The following is a 14,984-nucleotide window of genomic DNA, read 5'->3' as shown; positions in this document are numbered from 1 at the left end:
GCACGCTCACGCAGATCCTCGGAGTATGGCCGCATCCTGGCTGGCCTCCATCGCCCAGCCCAGAGCTTGAATCAGATCTCAGCCCGTTTCGGAACCCCCGATTCAGAGCAAACACAGCATGCTCTAGTGTTCAACCTGCCAACCAGGGGTCCGAAGCGTTGGCGGCAGCGCCGCCAAAGGGGCAAAGCCCCCATCTTCACCGCAACAACGCCGCGGTGCGCTGGCGCAGCTCCTCCAGCAGCCGCTCCGGCCCGCCCTCCCGCAGCAGGATGGTGAATTCGGCGCGGCGGCTGGCCAGCTCGCTCACCGAGCCGGTCAGGTAGATATCCACGATGCGCCAGGCGCCGCCGCCATCCCGTACCAGGTAGTTGAGCTGCACCGGCGCGTCGTTCGGCCGCTGCAATTGCGTGCGCACCAGCCGGTCGCCATTCGCCAGGGTCTGCTCGCCCTGGGTGACGAAGCGCTCCCCGCCATAGCCGTCGAAGCGGCTGGCATAGGTGGCGATGGACCAGTCGGCGAAGGCGCGGGCCAGCGCCTGCTGCAGCGGGGGCGCAATGCCGGTCCAGGCCGGGCCGATCGCGATGCGCGCCATGGCCGGCAGGTTGAAGGCCGCCTCCATCGCCGGCCGCAGCCGCGCCTCCCGCCCCTTCACGCCGAGGGCGCGGGCATTGCGCATCACCTCCAGCAAGGTCGCATGGAAGGCTTCCACCACCGCGGCCTGGGCATGCGCCGGCCGGAATGGCAGAAGGGAGAGGAAAAGCAGGGCGGGGAGGTCTCGGCGCAGTCGCATGACGGGGGCATAACATGCTGCCCATCGGCGCGCGATCAAGGCCGGGCTACTACACCGCCGGCATCGTTGCGCAGCCTGAATTGCCGGGCCTGGGCCGGCCGAAGAGCGGGAGATCCATGCCAGAGACCGTCATGCTCACCGGCGCCACCGGCTTCCTCGGTTCGGCCATCGCGCTGGCGCTGCGGGCGGAAGGCCATGCGGTGCGCGCCCTGGTGCGGGAAGGCACGCCGCGCGACGTGCTGCAGGGCGCGGCGGTGGAGTATGTCCCGGGCGACCTGACCGACGCCGCCTCCATCGCCGCCGCCCTGCGCGGCGCCGATACGGTCATCCACTGCGCCGCGGATTACCGCATCTTCGTCCCCGATCCGCGCCGCATGTGGGCGGTGAACGTCGCCGGGACGGAGGCGGTGATGCGCGCCGCCCTGGCCGCGGGCTGCCGCCGGGTGGTGCATGTCTCCTCCGTCGCCACGCTGAAGCCGCGGGCGGACCACCTGCCGGCGACGGAAGCCGATGCGGCGCTGCCGGAACAGACGATCGGCCCCTACAAGCGCAGCAAGACGGAGGCGGAGCGGCTGGTGCTGAAGCTGGTGGCGGAGGCGGGGCTGCCAGCCGTCATCGTCAACCCCTCCACCCCCATCGGCCCGCGCGACCGGCGGCCGACGCCGACCGGCCGCGTCATCCTGGAGGCGGCACGCGGCCGCATGCCGGCCTATGTCGATACCGGGCTGAACCTGGTGCATGTGGATGACGTGGCGCGGAGCTGCGTCGCCGCGCTGCAGCGGGGCAAGATCGGCGGGCGCTACATCCTCGGCGGGCAGGATGTGTCGCTGGCGGAGCTGCTGGGCCATATCGCCGCGCTGCAGGGCCGCCGCCGCCCGGTGCGGCTGCCGCGCGCGCCGCTCTGGCCGCTGGCCCTGGCTTCGGAGGGGCTGGCGCGGCTGACGGGGCGGGAGCCGATGCTGACGCGGGACGGGCTGCGGATGGCGAAGACGCCGATGTATTTCTCCTCCGCCAAGGCGGAGCGGGCGCTGGGCCATAGGGCGCGGCCCTGGCAGGCGGCGGTGGCGGAGGCCATCGCCTGGTTCCGCGGCGCGGGGATGCTGGCATGAGTCTGTGGCTGGGGCTGGCGGCGTTGCTGGCCTGGGCGGTGCTGCTGCTGGGCCGCGGCTTCTTCTGGCTGGCGCGGGACGATGATTCGGACGCCGCGGCGCTGCCCGTGCCGGCGGCCTGGCCCGCCGTGGTGGCGGTGGTGCCGGCGCGGGACGAGGCGGCGACCATCGGCGAGACGGTCCGCTCCCTGCTGGCGCAGGATTATCCAGGGGAATTCCGGCTGGTGGTGGTGGATGACCGCTCGACCGACGGGACGGGCGAGGTGGCGCGGGCGGCGGGGGATGAACGGCTGGCCGTGCTCCGCGGCGGGGCGCGCGAGCCGGGGTGGACGGGGAAGCTCTGGGCGCTGGAGCAGGGGGTGCGGTGGGTAGTGGCGGACTCGGCGGCCTCCGTCCGCTCGCCCGGCTCTCCGCCCTTGGCGGCGCCCGCGCCCCCGCCCCGTTGGACGCAGCGCGTCCACCCGCCCGCCAGCGAGGCAGCGGCAGACGCCTCCCTTCCCCGCCCTGCAGGGGAGGGTGGGGGTGGACATGCGGGTGGGGATGGACGGCCGGACGCCGGCTCCGCCGCACCCCCTCCCTACCTCCTCTTCACCGATGCCGATATCCGGCACGCGCCGGACAGCCTGCGCCGCCTGGTGCAGCGCGCCTTGGCCGGGCGCCTGGTCCTCGTCTCCCTGATGGCGAAGCTGCGCTGCGAAAGCCCGGCGGAGCGCTGGCTGATCCCCGCCTTCATCTTCTTCTTCCAGATGCTCTACCCCTTCCGCTGGGCCCGCGACCCTGCCGCCCGCACCGCCGCGGCAGCGGGCGGCTGCGTGCTGCTGGACCGTGCTGCCTTCGCGCGCGCCGGCGGCCTCGCCGGCATCCGCGGCGCGCTGATCGACGATTGCGCCCTGGCGGCCGAGATGAAGCGCCAGGGCCCGATCTGGGTCGGGCTGACGGAGCGGGTCGAGAGCCTCCGCCCCTACGAAACGGTGGGGCCGATCCGCCGCATGGTGGCGCGCACCGCCTATGCCCAGCTCCGTTACAACCCGCTGCTGCTGGCCGGCATGCTGCTGGCCCTGGCGCTGGTCTTCCTGGCGCCGCCGCTGCTGGCGCTGTTCGCCGGCGGCGCGCCGGCGCTGCTGGGGGCCGCCGCCTGGGCCGCCATGGTGCTGGCCTATGCCCCCACGCTGCGCCGTTTCGGACTATCTGCCGCGCGTGGCCTGGCCTTGCCAGGAATCGCCGCCGCCTATATGGCCTTCACCCTGAATTCGGCGCTGGCGGAATGGTGCGGCCGAGGCGGGATGTGGAAGGGCGAGGCGGGACCGCGCGCCGACCGCCCCGCCGGCCCGGGCTGAGTCTCCGCCGGCAGAGAGGACCTGACCGTGTCGCTGACCGAGGGGATGAGGGCGGCCGCCGGGACGCCGCTGGATGCGGCGATCGACCGGGCCACCGCGCATCTGCTGGGCCGCCAGCAGGCCGACGGGCATTGGGTGTTCGAGCTGGAGGCGGATGCCACCATCCCGGCCGAATACGTCATGCTGAAGCGCTTCTTCGGCCGCCACGACAAGGCGCAGGAAGCCCGCATCGGCCGCTATCTGCGCCGTGTCCAGGCGGAACAGGCGGCGCGCTGCGCCGGCGGCTGGCCGCTGTTCCATGGCGGAGCGCTGGATATTTCCTGCTCGGTAAAGGCCTATTTCGCCCTGCGGCTGATCGGCGACCCGGCGGATGCTCCGCACATGCGGCGGGCGCGGGAGGCGATCCTCGCCGCCGGCGGGGCGGAGAAATCCAACGTCTTCACCCGTGCCACCCTGGCGCTGTTCGGCCAGGTGCCCTGGCGCGCCGTGCCGGTGATGCCGCCCGAGATCGCCCTGCTGCCGCGCTGGTTCCCCTTCCACCTGAGCAAGGTCAGCTACTGGGCCCGCACCGTGCTGGTGCCGCTGACCGTGGTGATGGCGCGAAGGCCGCTGCCGGTGGCGCCGATCGGCGTCTCGCTGGGGGAGCTGTTCCGCACGCCGCCGGAGCAGGTGAAACGCTGGCCCGCCGGGCCGCATGCGGCCGAGCCCTGGAAGACCCTCTTCGCCGGGCTGGATGCGGTGCTGCAGCGGGCGCATGGCCTCTTCCCCCGCGCCACCCGCGCCCGCGCCGAGGCCAGGGCCGAAGCCTTCGTCACCGAAAGGCTGAATGGCGAGGACGGGCTCGGCGGCATCTACCCGGCCATGGCGAATGCCATCTGGATGTATCACTGCCTCGGCATCCCGGAGAGCGATCCGCGGGTCGTCACCGCCTGGCAGGCGGTGGAGAAGCTGGTCTGCGACCGGCCCGCCGGCGTTGCCGGCTCAGACGAATCCGGTGAGACTTACGTCCAGCCCTGCCTTTCCCCGGTCTGGGATACCAGCCTCGTCGCCCATGCCCTGCTGGAGACCGGCGCGCCCGAGGCGGCGGCGGCGGCCCGCCGCGGCCTGGACTGGCTGCTGGACCGCCAGGTGACCGATGTGGTCGGGGACTGGACGGAGTCCCGGCCCGGCCTCCGCCCCGGCGGCTGGGCCTTCCAATACGCCAACCCCCACTACCCGGATGTGGACGACACCGCCGCGGTGGTGCTGGCGCTGGACCGCGCCGCCAGGGAATGCGGCGAGGCCGATCCCCGCACCCCGCACGCCGTGGCGCGGGCGACGGAATGGATCCTCGGCATGCAGTCCAAGGGCGGCGGCTGGGGCGCCTTCGACGCCGACAACACCCATCACCACCTGAACTCCATCCCCTTCGCCGACCATGGCGCGCTGCTGGACCCGCCCACCGTCGATGTCTCCGGAAGGTGCCTGGCCATGCTGGCGCAGCTCGGCCACCCGGCCGAGAGCAAGCCGATGCAGGACGCCGTGGGCTACCTGCTGGCGGAGCAGGAGCCGAATGGCGCCTGGTACGGCCGCTGGGGGGTGAACTACGTCTATGGCACCTGGTCCGCGCTGACCGCGCTGAACGCCGCCGGCCTGCCGCACGACCACCCCGCCATGCGCCGGGCGGTGGAATGGCTGGCCCTGGCGCAGAACCCGGATGGCGGCTGGGGCGAGGATGGCGACACCTATCCCCGCCGCGGCGGCACCCGGGCCGATGCCGATCTCCGCATGGGGCCGAGCAGCGCCAGCCAGACCGCCTGGGCGCTGCTGGCCCTGCTGGCCGCCGGCGAATCGGACCACCCGGCGGTGGCCAGGGCCGAGGCCTGGCTGCTGCGCCACCAGGGCATGGATGGCGCCTGGCCGGAGCAGGATTATACCGGCACCGGCTTTCCCCGCGTTTTCTACCTGCGATATCACGGCTATGCGCGGCTCTTCCCGCTCTGGGCGCTGGCCCGGCTGCGCAAGATGCGGCAGAGCAACACGAAGCGCGTGATGCACGGCCTTTGAGCCGCCAGCCCTTCCGATCACCGGCATTGATGCCCTAGTGTGCGGCGCAGCATAACGGGAGGCGCCGCGATGACTCCGTCCGCCATCCTTGCCGTGGTGGGCATGCAGTCCGAAGCCCGGCTGCTGCCGCCGGGCATGCCGGTGGTGGTGAGCGGCGGCGACCCGCTGCGCCTGCCCGCTCTGCTGGAAGCGGCGCCGCGGCATATCCGGGCCGTGCTGAGCTTCGGCATCGCCGGCGGGCTGGACCCGGAATTGCTCTGCGGCGACCTGGTGGTGGCGACCCGGGTGCGCGGCCCGGGCGGAGCCTATGCGGCTCATCTCGGCTGGTCCGCGGCGCTGGCCCGGGCCTGCGGGGCGCGGCTGGGCATGGTGGCCGGGGCGCCGGCGGTGGTAGGGGAGGTGGCGCGGAAGCGCGCCCTGCACGCCGCGACGGGTGCCATGGTGGTGGATCTGGAAACCGAGGCGGCGGCGGCCTTCGCGGCGCGGCGCGGCCTGCCCTTCGCGGCGCTGCGGGCAGTGGCGGATACGGCGGAGGAGGTGCTGCCCGGAGCCGCGGCGGTGGGGCTGACCTCGGATGGCCGGCCGGCGGCGGGGCGCGTGGCGCTGGCGCTGCTGAAGCGACCGCGGGAGCTGCCGGCGCTGCTGACGGTGGCGAAGCGCAGCCGCATGGCGCTGGACGCGCTGGGCGGCGCGGCCAGGCGGGCGGGGCCGGGGCTGGGGCTCGCGGCGTGAAGGAATGGGGGCTCCGCCCCCATACCCCCGGCAGAGGGCGCTGCCCTCTGCACTCCCGCCGGGGCCAGGACCTGGCCCCGGACCCCGGTCCGAGTTTTGGGCCCGACAGTAGAACCTGCCGACTCACGGCGGGGTCGGGGGGAAGCCTTCCCCCAGGCGGAGGTGCAGGGTCGCGGGCACTGCCCGCGACGCCCTCCTGCTGAGGGTTTGGGGGCGAAGCCCCCACCCCTGGTTTCACCTTTGCCTCCCTCGCTGATTTCGCCCCGCCCCGATCTGCACTAGCTTCCGCCGCCATGCGCTATCTCAGCACCCGCGGCGAGGCCGCGCCCCGCGGCTTCGAGGACGTCCTGCTCGCCGGCCTGGCCGAGGATGGCGGGCTGTTCCTGCCCGCCGCCTGGCCGGTCCTCTCCCCCGCCGAATGGCGGGGGCTGCGCGGGCTGCCCTATCCGGAACTGGCCGCAAGGCTGATCCACCCCTTCGTCGGGGAGGAGGCGATGAGCCTCGCCACCCTGCGCGGCATGACAGAGGCCGCCTATTACGGCTTCGGCCACCCCGCCGTGGCGCCGCTGGTCCAGCTCGACCACCGCGCCTTCGCGCTGGAGCTGTTCCACGGCCCGACCTTGGCCTTCAAGGACATGGCGATGCAGCTTCTCGGCCGGCTGTTCGACCATGTGCTGGCGAAGCGCGGGGAGCGGGTGACGATCGTCGGCGCCACCTCCGGCGACACCGGCTCGGCGGCCATCGAGGCCTGCCGGGACCGCGAGGCGATCGACATCGTCATCCTCCACCCGGAGGGCCGCACCAGCGAGGTGCAGCGCCGGCAGATGACCACGGTGCTGGCGCCGAACGTCGCCAACCTCGCCATCCAGGGCAGCTTCGACGACTGCCAGGACCTGGTGAAGGCGATGTTCAACGACGCGCCCTTCCGCCGGGAGATGCAGCTTTCAGCGGTGAATTCCATCAACTGGGCGCGGATCGCGGCGCAGATCCCCTATTACGCCGCCGCCGCCCTGGCGCTCGGCGCCCCGGACCGGCCGGTGGGTTTCAGCGTGCCGACCGGCAATTTCGGCAATGTGCTGGCGGCCTGGGCGGTGCGGCAGATGGGGCTGCCGGTGGAGCGGCTGATCATCGGCAGCAACCGCAACGACATCCTGCACCGCTTCCTGGCGGCGAACGACATGACCATGCGGCCGGTGGAGCCGAGCCTTTCCCCCAGCATGGACATCCAGGTGAGCAGCAATTTCGAGCGCCTGCTGTTCGAGCTGCTGGGCCGCGACGGCGCCGCCACCCGCGCCACCATGGAACGCTTCCGGGCGGAGGGCCGCATGCCCGTGCCGGATGCCGCCTGGCGCAGGGCGGCCGCCCTGTTCCACGGCTTCACTCTGGACGATGCCGGGACGCTGGCGGAAATCCGCCGGCTATGGGAAGGCGCCGGCTACCTGGCGGACCCGCACACTGCCATCGGCACCGCCGCCGCCCGCGCCCTGGCGCCGGCCGACCACGCCATTCCGGTGGTGGTCGCCGCCACCGCCCATCCGGCGAAATTCCCGGATGCTGTGGAACAGGCCACCGGCCACCGCCCGCCCCTGCCCGCCCGACTGGCCGATCTGTACGAGCGCGAGGAGCGGTTCAGCCTGCTGCCCGCCGACCTGGCCCAGGTGGAAGGCTTCGTCCGGGCCCATGCCCGGCGGAATGCCTGAGGCGCGGCGGGCCGTGCTAAGCTTGCCCCGCCATGCCCGATGACCTCTACCGGACCGACATCGTCACCTGGTCCCGCCAGCAGGCGGAGCGCCTCCGCCGGCACGTGGCCGGGGAAAGGGTGAACGACCTCGACTGGGCGCATGTGATCGAGGAGATCGAGGATTTGGGTCTCTCCGAGATCGCCGCCGTCCGGTCGCTGCTGATCCAGGCCATGGTGCATGCGCTGAAGCTGGCGCGCTGGCCCGAAAGCCCGGCCCGCATGCATTGGAGCAGCGAGGCGGCAACCTTCCTGGAACAGGCGCAGGACCGCTACCGGCCCAGCATGGCCCAGCAGATCGAGGTGGAGCGCTGCTTCGCCCGCGCCCGCAGGGCCGTGCTGGCGATCGAGGGTGACACCCCCGCCCACCCTATCCCCGACCGCACCGACCTCACCCTCGCCCAGCTCATGGACGAAGCCGCCGATCTCCGCACCCTGATCGAGACCCTGGGCCGCGGCCCCGCCTGACCCCATATTACCGTTCCGCGGCACCCCCCGCCGCCCCTCCTCACGCACAAGGCTTTTCATGTCCGACGCCGTCCGCCTCACCCGCCTGCCCAATGGCCTCACCGTGGTCTCCGAGGTCATGCCGCGGGTGGAGACCGTCTCCTTCGGCGCCTATGTCGCCACCGGCACCCGCAACGAGACGGCGGCGGAGAACGGCGTCTCTCACTTCCTCGAACACATGGCCTTCAAGGGCACGGAGAAGCGGGACGCCGCCGCCATCGCGCGGGAGATCGAGAATGTCGGCGGCCATCTCAACGCCTACACGGCGCGGGAGAACACCGCCTATTACTGCAAGGTGCTGAAGGAGGACCTCCCCCTCGCCGCCGACATCATCGGCGACATCCTGACGCATTCCACCTTCGCGCCGGAGGAGCTGGAGCGCGAGCGCGGCGTCATCCTGCAGGAGATCGGCCAGGCCAACGACACGCCGGACGACATCGTCTTCGACCATTTCCAGATGACCGCCTATCCGGACCAGCCCATGGGCCGCCCGACCCTCGGCACCGAGGACGTCATCCGCGAGATGCAGCGGGAGACGCTGGTGGAGTACATGCGCCACCATTACGGCCCGGAGCGCATGGTGGTGGCCGCCGCCGGCGCCCTGGACCATGACCACCTGCTGGACCTGGTGCAGAAGCACTTCGCCGACCTGCCCCAGGTCGCCCCCGCCCCGCCGGAGGCCGCCCGCTATGTCGGCGGCGAGTTCCGCGAGGAGCGGGACCTCGACCAGGTGCATATCGTCCTCGGCTTCCCCGCCACCGGCTACAAGGACCGGCTGCACTACCCCTCCCTCCTGCTGAGCACGCTGCTCGGCGGCGGCATGTCCTCCCGGCTGTTCCAGGAGATCCGGGAGAAGCGCGGGCTGGTCTACTCCATCTATTCCTTCGCCCATCCCTTCCGCGACGGCGGCCTGTTCGCCGTCTATGCCGGGACCGGGGAGAAGGAGGCGGAGGAGCTGGTCCCCGTCACCTTGGAGGAGCTGCGCAAGGTGCAGGTGGATGTGACGCAGGAGGAGCTGGACCGCGCCAAGGCGCAATTCCGCGCCTCCCTGCTGATGTCCCTGGAAAGCACCGGCAGCCGGACGGAGCAGTTGGCGCGGCAGATCCAGGTGCATGGCCGCGTCATTCCGGTGGAGGAGACCAAGGCGAAGATCGCCGCCGTCACCATCGAGCAGGTGCAGGAAGCCGCCGCCGCCGCCTTCCGCGGCGCGCCGACCCTGGCGGCGCTGGGCCCGGCCGGCAAGGTGCCGGGCCTGCCGCTGATCATGGAGCGGCTGGCGGCCTGAGGCGATCGGGGGCTCCGCCCCCGACACCCCCGGCAGAGGGCTCTGCCCTCTGCACTCCCGCCGGGGAGGATACTCCTCCCCGGACCCCGGTCTGGGCTTCGGACCCGACGGCTGAACCCGCCGGCCAGGCGGAAAGCGCCTTGAATGCAATGTCCCCGGGGCGGGACATTCTTCATCCGCAGGGGGACGGCTAGAGCGGCTTCACGCTGACTGTGCAGCGCGAAACCGCTCTAGCTTATGGATTGTAGAGCAGATTCACGCCTCCGGGCGATGCCGCCCTCCGGCGATCTGCTCTAGCCGGTGCGCAACTCACGCCGGGGTCCGCGGGGGCAGTCCGCCCCCCGGCGGGGGTTGGCGGCGCTGCCGCCAATGGGCGGAGCCCCCATGCTCTACCCCCTCACCCTCCCCTTCAGCGTTCCGGCCACCAGCAGCGCCCCGGCCAGCGGCCCGCGCAGCGGCGCCGGCAACGCCGCGATGGCCGCCTTCAGCGCCGCCCGCCCCGGCAGCCGCCCCGGGCCCAGCAGCGCCCGGATTTCCTCCACCCCCGCGTAGTCCCGGCGCGCGAAGGCGGTGTCCAGTGCCGCCAGCCGGCGCTTCGCGATATCCGCCCGGATCAGCCCGGCCAGCGGTGCCAGGCTTGGCCGGGTGCGCAGCGCGTAGTCCAGGATGGCGGCATCGCCGAGATTCATCTTCTGCACGTCGCCGGAGAAATTCCCCGCATGCTTGCGCACCGCGACCGTCGGCTGCAGGGAGATGCCGATCGGCGGCTGTTCCGCCAGCAGCAGCGTGGTGGCGAAATCCATGCTCATCACCCGCCCCACCACCTCGTCCCAGCCGCCCAGGGCGCGGAACCGCGCCGCCTGCACCATGGTGGCGGAGGGGAAGAAGGGCGTGAAACCCACCATGCGCGCCACGATGGCTTGCCGGAACAGGCCGAAGCCGGGCTCCGGCCGCTCCATCCCCTCCCAGTAGCCCGGCGGGGCGGTGGCGAATTTATCCCCCTCCTCCAGCCCCCCTTCGCGCAGGATGCGGAAATTGCCGAAGGCGGCGGTCACCCCCGGCTCCAGCAGGAACAGCCGGCCGAGCCGCGCCAGATGGTCCGGCAGCCAGAGATCGTCGCTGTCGCAGAAGGCGACCAGCTCGCCCCGGGCGCGGCGCAGCCCGGTGTTCATCGCCACGTGCTGGCCGGAATTCGGGATGCCGAACCAGGTGATCCGCGGGCCGAAGCTTTCCAGCACCGCCTGGGTGCCGTCGGTGGAGCCGTCATCGACGACGATCACCTCTGCCGGCGGCTGCGACTGGCCGAGGACGCTCTCCAGCGTTTCGCCGATCAGCGCCGCGCGGTTGTAGCTGGGGATGACGACGCTGATGGCGGGCGGCATGGGCCGGGGCTCCCTCGCTCAGGCGCCGCGGCGGGCCGGGCCGCCGCCGATCCGCCGCCGCCGCACCATTCCGTCCTGCCGCATGCCGAATCCCGCCTCGCCCGCCGCCGCCCGCCCTGCCCCGGGCCGGACGGGCGCGCGACCAAGCCTCGCTCCGGCTTTTCCGCCCTGGCTGCGCCGGGCGCGCCAGATTAGAGCAGCCGCGGCCTGGCGGGAACGGCGATCGTTCCGGTCAGGCGGAGGCCGTTCCGGTCATAAAATTCCACAGCAGGTGCATGCTCTAGCCGCGCCCTTCGCCCAGGGCTAGAAGCCCTGTACCGCGAGCCGAACGAAGGCCGCAGCCGGGGCCCCACCGGCCCGGGGCCCGCCCGCCACCACCTTCCCGCCTGCCGGCCAGGCAGGCGACCAGCCGAGGAGAGGACGCGCGTGCCGAGCGGAACTTCCCTGGCGGAAGCCGCCACCCTCCCGGCCCAGGCCGAGGCCGTCCCGCGCCGGCTGCGAGTGCTGCACCTCTATCGCCGCTTCCACCCGGACTATACCGGGGACGGCATCTACTTCATGCGCCTCATCCCGCTGCTGCGGGCGCTGGGCAGCGAGCATGCGGTCCTCGCCTACGAGACCCGGCCGGCGGACGGGGCTGCCAGCGCGCTGCACCAGGGCGTCCCGGTCCACTACCTCGGCGCCCGGCCGGACCGGCGGGGCTGGCTGGCGCTGATGCGCTGGCTGCTGCTCCATCTCCGGCACTACGAGGTGCTGCACCTCCATTCCCATGTGGACCGCCACTGCGCCGCCTATCTGCTCGCCCGCCTGCTCGGCGTCCGGGTCATCTTCTCCTGCACGCTGAACGACAGCCCGACCGAGCTGCTGGAACAGTACCGCCCGCGCAACCGCGGGGTGATCCGCCTGCTGCTGCACGCCATCAGCGCCTATGTCGTCATCAGCCCGCAGCTCCTCCGCCGGGCGCTGGAGACCACGGGGCCGGCACGGCTGCGCTTCATCCCCCAGGGGGTGCAGCCCGGCCCGCGCCGCCGCCCCGGGGACCGGCTGGCGGCGCGCCAGGCCCTCGGCCTCGCGCCGGGGGACACGCTGCTGCTCAATGTCGGCTCCGTCTCCCGCCGCAAGAATATCGGCTTCCTGGTGGAGGCGCTGGCCGGCATCCCCGATCCCCGGGTCCGCCTCCTCGTCGTCGGCCCGGCGCTGGAGCCCGACTACTCGGCGGAGCTGGCGGCGGCGATCGCCGCGCATGGGCTGGGCGAGCGGGTGGTGCTGGCCGGCTTCCAGGCCGATCCGCGGCCCTGGTACCTGGCGGCCGACCTCTTCGTCTTCGCCTCCACCTCCGAGGGCTTCGGCAATGTCTTCCTGGAGGCGATGGACAGGAGCCTGCCCATCGTCACCTGCTTCCTGCCCGGCATCACCGATTTCATCATCGACCACGGCCGCACCGGCTTCCTCGCCGCGACGCAGGGGCAATTCGTCGCGGCGGTCGAGCGGCTGCGGGCCGACCCGGCGCTGGCCGCGCGCATCGGGGAGGCGGGGCGGGATTTCGTCGAGCGCAACCTGGACATGGCGCAGCTCGCCGCCCGCTACGCCGCGCTGTACCGGGACCCGGCCCAGGACCCGGCTGGGGCCGCAGCGCCGCCGCCCATCCCGGAGCTGCCGGTGCGGTTCAGCGGCGGGCTGGCCGCCGGCCCCGCCGCCATCGGCCTCAGGGAGGTGGACACGCCCCGCGACTGGCGCCCGCTGCTGCAGGTGGTGATCGACACCGAGGCGGATTTCGACTGGGACCGCGGCATCGCGACGGATACCGGCCGCGTCGTCTCCATCTCCGGCATCGAGGAAAGCTTCCCGCTCTTCGAACGGCTCGGCCTGCGCCCGACCCTGGTCATCGACCACCCGGTGGCGACGCATGCGGAGGGCGGGCGCATCGTCCGAAAGCTGGCGGCAGCGGGCTGCGAGGTGGGGGTGCACCTGCATAGCTGGACCACGCCGCCCATCGTCGAGCCGAAGGATGATTGGCACTCCTTCTCCGGCAATATCGGCGCCTGGCTGGAACGGCGGAAGCTGGAGACCCTGACCTGCCGCGTCGCCGAGCTGACCGGCCAGGCGCCGCGGATCTTCAAGGCCGGGCGCTACGGGCTCGGCGCCAATACCGTGGCGGCGCTGGAGGCGCTGGGCTTCGAGATCGATCTCAGCATCTGCCCCTGGTACGACTACTCCGCGCTCGGCGGGCCGGATTTCACCCGCTTCACCGCCCGGCCCGGCTGGTTCGGCAGCGGCGGCCGGATGCTTTCCCTGCCCACCACCGCGGCGCCGCTCGGCTGGCTGCATGGCCAGGCGGGGCGGGTGGCGCCGCTGCTGCGCAGCCGCCCCGGCAAGCGGCTGGGGCTGGACCGGCTGGCGGCCCGCGCCAACGCCTTCTACCCCATGCGCCTCTCGCCGGAGGGCGCCGAGCTGGCCCAGATGCGGCGCGTGGCGCGGCAGCTGCACGCGGGGGGGCTCCGGGTCTTCACCCTCAGCCTGCACAGCCCGACGCTGCAGGTGGGCAATACGCCCTATGTCCGCTCTGCGGCCGATCTCCGCGCCGTGCTCGGGCGGATCGAGGGGTTCTGCCGCTTCTTCCGGGAGGAGCTGGGCGGCGAGTTCACCACCCCTTCGGCGCTGCTGGCGAAGCTGCGCGCCCTGCGGGACGGGCCGGCGTGATGGCGGCGGAGAGGCTGCGGCTGCTGACCTTCAGCACGCTCTACCCCAACCCGGCACAGCCCAATCACGGCGTCTTCGTCGAGAACCGGCTGCGCCACCTGCTGGCCTCCGGGCAGGCGGAGAGCACGGTGCTGGCGCCGGTGCCCTGGTTCCCCGGGCATTGGCCGGCGGGCCGCGCGGTGCCGGCGGAGCGGGTGGGGCATGGCATCCGCGTGCTGCATCCGCGCTTCCTGGGGCCGCCCGGCATCGGGCTGTGGGCGAATGTCTGGACCCTGCACCGCGCCGCCCGGGCCGTGCTGCGGCGATTGCTGGCGGAAGGGCTGCGGCCGCAGGCGATCGACGCGCATTACCTCTACCCGGATGGCGTCGCGGCGGTGTGGCTGGGGCAGGAATTCGGCCTGCCGGTGGTCATCACCGGCCGCGGCTCGGACACCAGCCAATTGCCGAATTACCGCATACCGGGGCGGCTGATCCGGCAGGCCATCGCCGGCAGCGCGGCGCTGATCGCGGTGAGCGCGGCGCTGAAGGAGGGGCTGGTGGCGCTCGGCGCGCCGCCGGAGAAGGTGACGGTGCTGCGCAACGGCGTAGATCTGGCGCTGTTCCGCCCGCCGGCGGACCGTGCCGCGGCGCGGGCGGCGCTGGGGCTGGAGGGGCCGACGCTGCTCTCGGTGGGGCTGCTGATTCCGCGCAAGGGCCATCGCCTGATCATCGAGGCGCTGCGGGGGCTGCCGGAACACCGGCTGCTCATCGCCGGCGAGGGGCCGGAGCGCGGGGCGCTGGAGGCGCAGATCGCCCGGCTCGGCCTGGGCGGGCGGGTGCGGCTGCTGGGCGCCCGGCCGCATGCGGAGCTGCCGGCGCTGTACGGCGCGGCGGATGCGCTGGTGCTGGCCTCCGCGCGGGAGGGCTGGGCGAATGTGCTGCTGGAGGCGATGGCCTGCGGCACGCCCGCCATCGCCAGCCCCGCCTGGGGCAGCCGGGAGGCGATCGCGGCGCCGGAAGCAGGGCTGGTGCTGGCGGACGATTCGCCGGGCAGCATCGCCGCGGGGGTGCGGGCGCTGTTCGCCGCGCCGCCCTGCCGGGCGGCGACGCGGGCCTATGCCGAGGGGTTCGGGTGGGAGGCGACCACGGAGGGGCAATTGGCGCTGTTCCGGCGGGTTTTGAGGGAGGGCTCTGCCCTCCCTCAAGCTCCCACCCGCAAAGGGCCGAAGGGCCCTTGTGTCTTGTGAGTATGGTTAGGATGGGGCTTTGAACCCTTGAGTTTTGCGCCTCGACCGACGGGTCCGAGGCTCATGGTTTCCAAAGGCCCTTCGGCCTTTGGCGGGTGGAGCTCGAGGAGGGCAGAGCCCTCCTCGAACGGC

Annotated in this window: 11 protein-coding genes; 9 read left to right on the top strand and 2 right to left on the bottom strand. The window is 72.8% G+C overall.

Going from position 1 to position 14,984, the window contains the following annotated elements:
• Positions 1-196 precede the first annotated feature (196 nt).
• Positions 197-790, bottom strand: a complete 594-nt coding sequence (locus E5N76_RS16945; RefSeq protein WP_149538489.1) for an ABC transporter substrate-binding protein — start codon at positions 788-790, stop codon at positions 197-199.
• Positions 791-906: 116 nt separating this feature from the next.
• Here E5N76_RS16945 and hpnA point away from each other — a divergent pair, with 116 nt between their 5' ends.
• The 7 genes from hpnA (at position 907) to E5N76_RS16910 (ending at position 9,544) form a co-directional block, all read left to right on the top strand.
• A complete protein-coding gene (gene hpnA, locus E5N76_RS16940; RefSeq protein ID WP_149538488.1) occupies positions 907-1,899 on the top strand; it encodes a hopanoid-associated sugar epimerase in 993 nt (330 codons plus the stop codon).
• Positions 1,896-3,236 (top strand): glycosyltransferase, encoded by a 1,341-nt coding sequence (locus tag E5N76_RS16935; RefSeq protein WP_235907742.1) that lies wholly within the window; start codon positions 1,896-1,898, stop codon positions 3,234-3,236. The genes hpnA and E5N76_RS16935 overlap by 4 nt, the downstream gene beginning before the upstream one ends.
• Before the next feature lie 45 nt (positions 3,237-3,281).
• Positions 3,282-5,282, top strand: coding sequence for a squalene--hopene cyclase (shc, locus tag E5N76_RS16930; protein WP_149538512.1), 2,001 nt, complete (start codon positions 3,282-3,284; stop codon positions 5,280-5,282).
• 69 nt (positions 5,283-5,351) lie between these two features.
• The gene (locus tag E5N76_RS16925; RefSeq protein WP_149538487.1) at positions 5,352-6,014 is read left to right on the top strand and encodes a phosphorylase family protein; all 663 of its coding nucleotides are present in this window, start codon (positions 5,352-5,354) and stop codon (positions 6,012-6,014) included.
• A 293-nt stretch (positions 6,015-6,307) separates the two neighbouring features.
• The gene (thrC, locus tag E5N76_RS16920) at positions 6,308-7,714 is read left to right on the top strand and encodes a threonine synthase (RefSeq protein WP_149538486.1); all 1,407 of its coding nucleotides are present in this window, start codon (positions 6,308-6,310) and stop codon (positions 7,712-7,714) included.
• 32 nt (positions 7,715-7,746) lie between these two features.
• On the top strand, positions 7,747-8,220 hold the full coding sequence (locus tag E5N76_RS16915; RefSeq protein WP_149538485.1) for a DUF29 domain-containing protein: 474 nt from the start codon (positions 7,747-7,749) through the stop codon (positions 8,218-8,220).
• Between the two features lie 58 nt (positions 8,221-8,278).
• Positions 8,279-9,544, top strand: a complete 1,266-nt coding sequence (locus E5N76_RS16910; RefSeq protein WP_149538484.1) for a M16 family metallopeptidase — start codon at positions 8,279-8,281, stop codon at positions 9,542-9,544.
• Between the two features lie 389 nt (positions 9,545-9,933).
• On the opposite strand, the gene E5N76_RS30085 is transcribed toward E5N76_RS16910, so the two are convergent.
• Positions 9,934-10,926, bottom strand: a complete 993-nt coding sequence (locus tag E5N76_RS30085) for a glycosyltransferase family 2 protein (RefSeq protein ID WP_149538483.1) — start codon at positions 10,924-10,926, stop codon at positions 9,934-9,936.
• Positions 10,927-11,352: 426 nt separating this feature from the next.
• Between E5N76_RS30085 and E5N76_RS16900 the strand changes: the two genes are divergently transcribed.
• Both E5N76_RS16900 and E5N76_RS16895 read left to right on the top strand, forming a co-directional pair.
• Positions 11,353-13,626 carry a glycosyltransferase gene (locus tag E5N76_RS16900; protein WP_149538482.1) on the top strand — a complete coding sequence of 758 codons (2,274 nt, stop codon included), beginning with the start codon at positions 11,353-11,355 and terminating at the stop codon, positions 13,624-13,626.
• On the top strand, positions 13,626-14,852 hold the full coding sequence (locus E5N76_RS16895) for a glycosyltransferase family 4 protein (RefSeq protein ID WP_149538481.1): 1,227 nt from the start codon (positions 13,626-13,628) through the stop codon (positions 14,850-14,852). The genes E5N76_RS16900 and E5N76_RS16895 overlap by 1 nt, the downstream gene beginning before the upstream one ends.
• Positions 14,853-14,984 lie beyond the last annotated feature (132 nt).

This window comes from Siccirubricoccus phaeus (genome assembly GCF_008360935.1).
GTDB lineage: Bacteria > Pseudomonadota > Alphaproteobacteria > Acetobacterales > Acetobacteraceae > Siccirubricoccus > Siccirubricoccus phaeus.
The sequence above is the reverse complement of the archived record's forward strand: the minus strand, read 5'-3'. Positions and strand labels throughout refer to the sequence as shown.

What these genes read in the sequence shown, in the direction of transcription:
- E5N76_RS30085 (WP_149538483.1), bottom strand. Translation starts at nt 10,926, where the DNA reads ATGCCGCCCGCCATCAGCGTCGTCATCCCCAGCTACAACCGCGCGGCG.
- E5N76_RS16895 (WP_149538481.1), top strand. Translation starts at nt 13,626, where the DNA reads ATGGCGGCGGAGAGGCTGCGGCTGCTGACCTTCAGCACGCTCTACCCC.
- E5N76_RS16910 (WP_149538484.1), top strand. Translation starts at nt 8,279, where the DNA reads ATGTCCGACGCCGTCCGCCTCACCCGCCTGCCCAATGGCCTCACCGTG.
- thrC (WP_149538486.1), top strand. Translation starts at nt 6,308, where the DNA reads ATGCGCTATCTCAGCACCCGCGGCGAGGCCGCGCCCCGCGGCTTCGAG.
- E5N76_RS16935 (WP_235907742.1), top strand. Translation starts at nt 1,896, where the DNA reads ATGAGTCTGTGGCTGGGGCTGGCGGCGTTGCTGGCCTGGGCGGTGCTG.
- E5N76_RS16915 (WP_149538485.1), top strand. Translation starts at nt 7,747, where the DNA reads ATGCCCGATGACCTCTACCGGACCGACATCGTCACCTGGTCCCGCCAG.
- shc (WP_149538512.1), top strand. Translation starts at nt 3,282, where the DNA reads ATGAGGGCGGCCGCCGGGACGCCGCTGGATGCGGCGATCGACCGGGCC.
- E5N76_RS16945 (WP_149538489.1), bottom strand. Translation starts at nt 790, where the DNA reads ATGCGACTGCGCCGAGACCTCCCCGCCCTGCTTTTCCTCTCCCTTCTG.
- hpnA (WP_149538488.1), top strand. Translation starts at nt 907, where the DNA reads ATGCCAGAGACCGTCATGCTCACCGGCGCCACCGGCTTCCTCGGTTCG.
- E5N76_RS16925 (WP_149538487.1), top strand. Translation starts at nt 5,352, where the DNA reads ATGACTCCGTCCGCCATCCTTGCCGTGGTGGGCATGCAGTCCGAAGCC.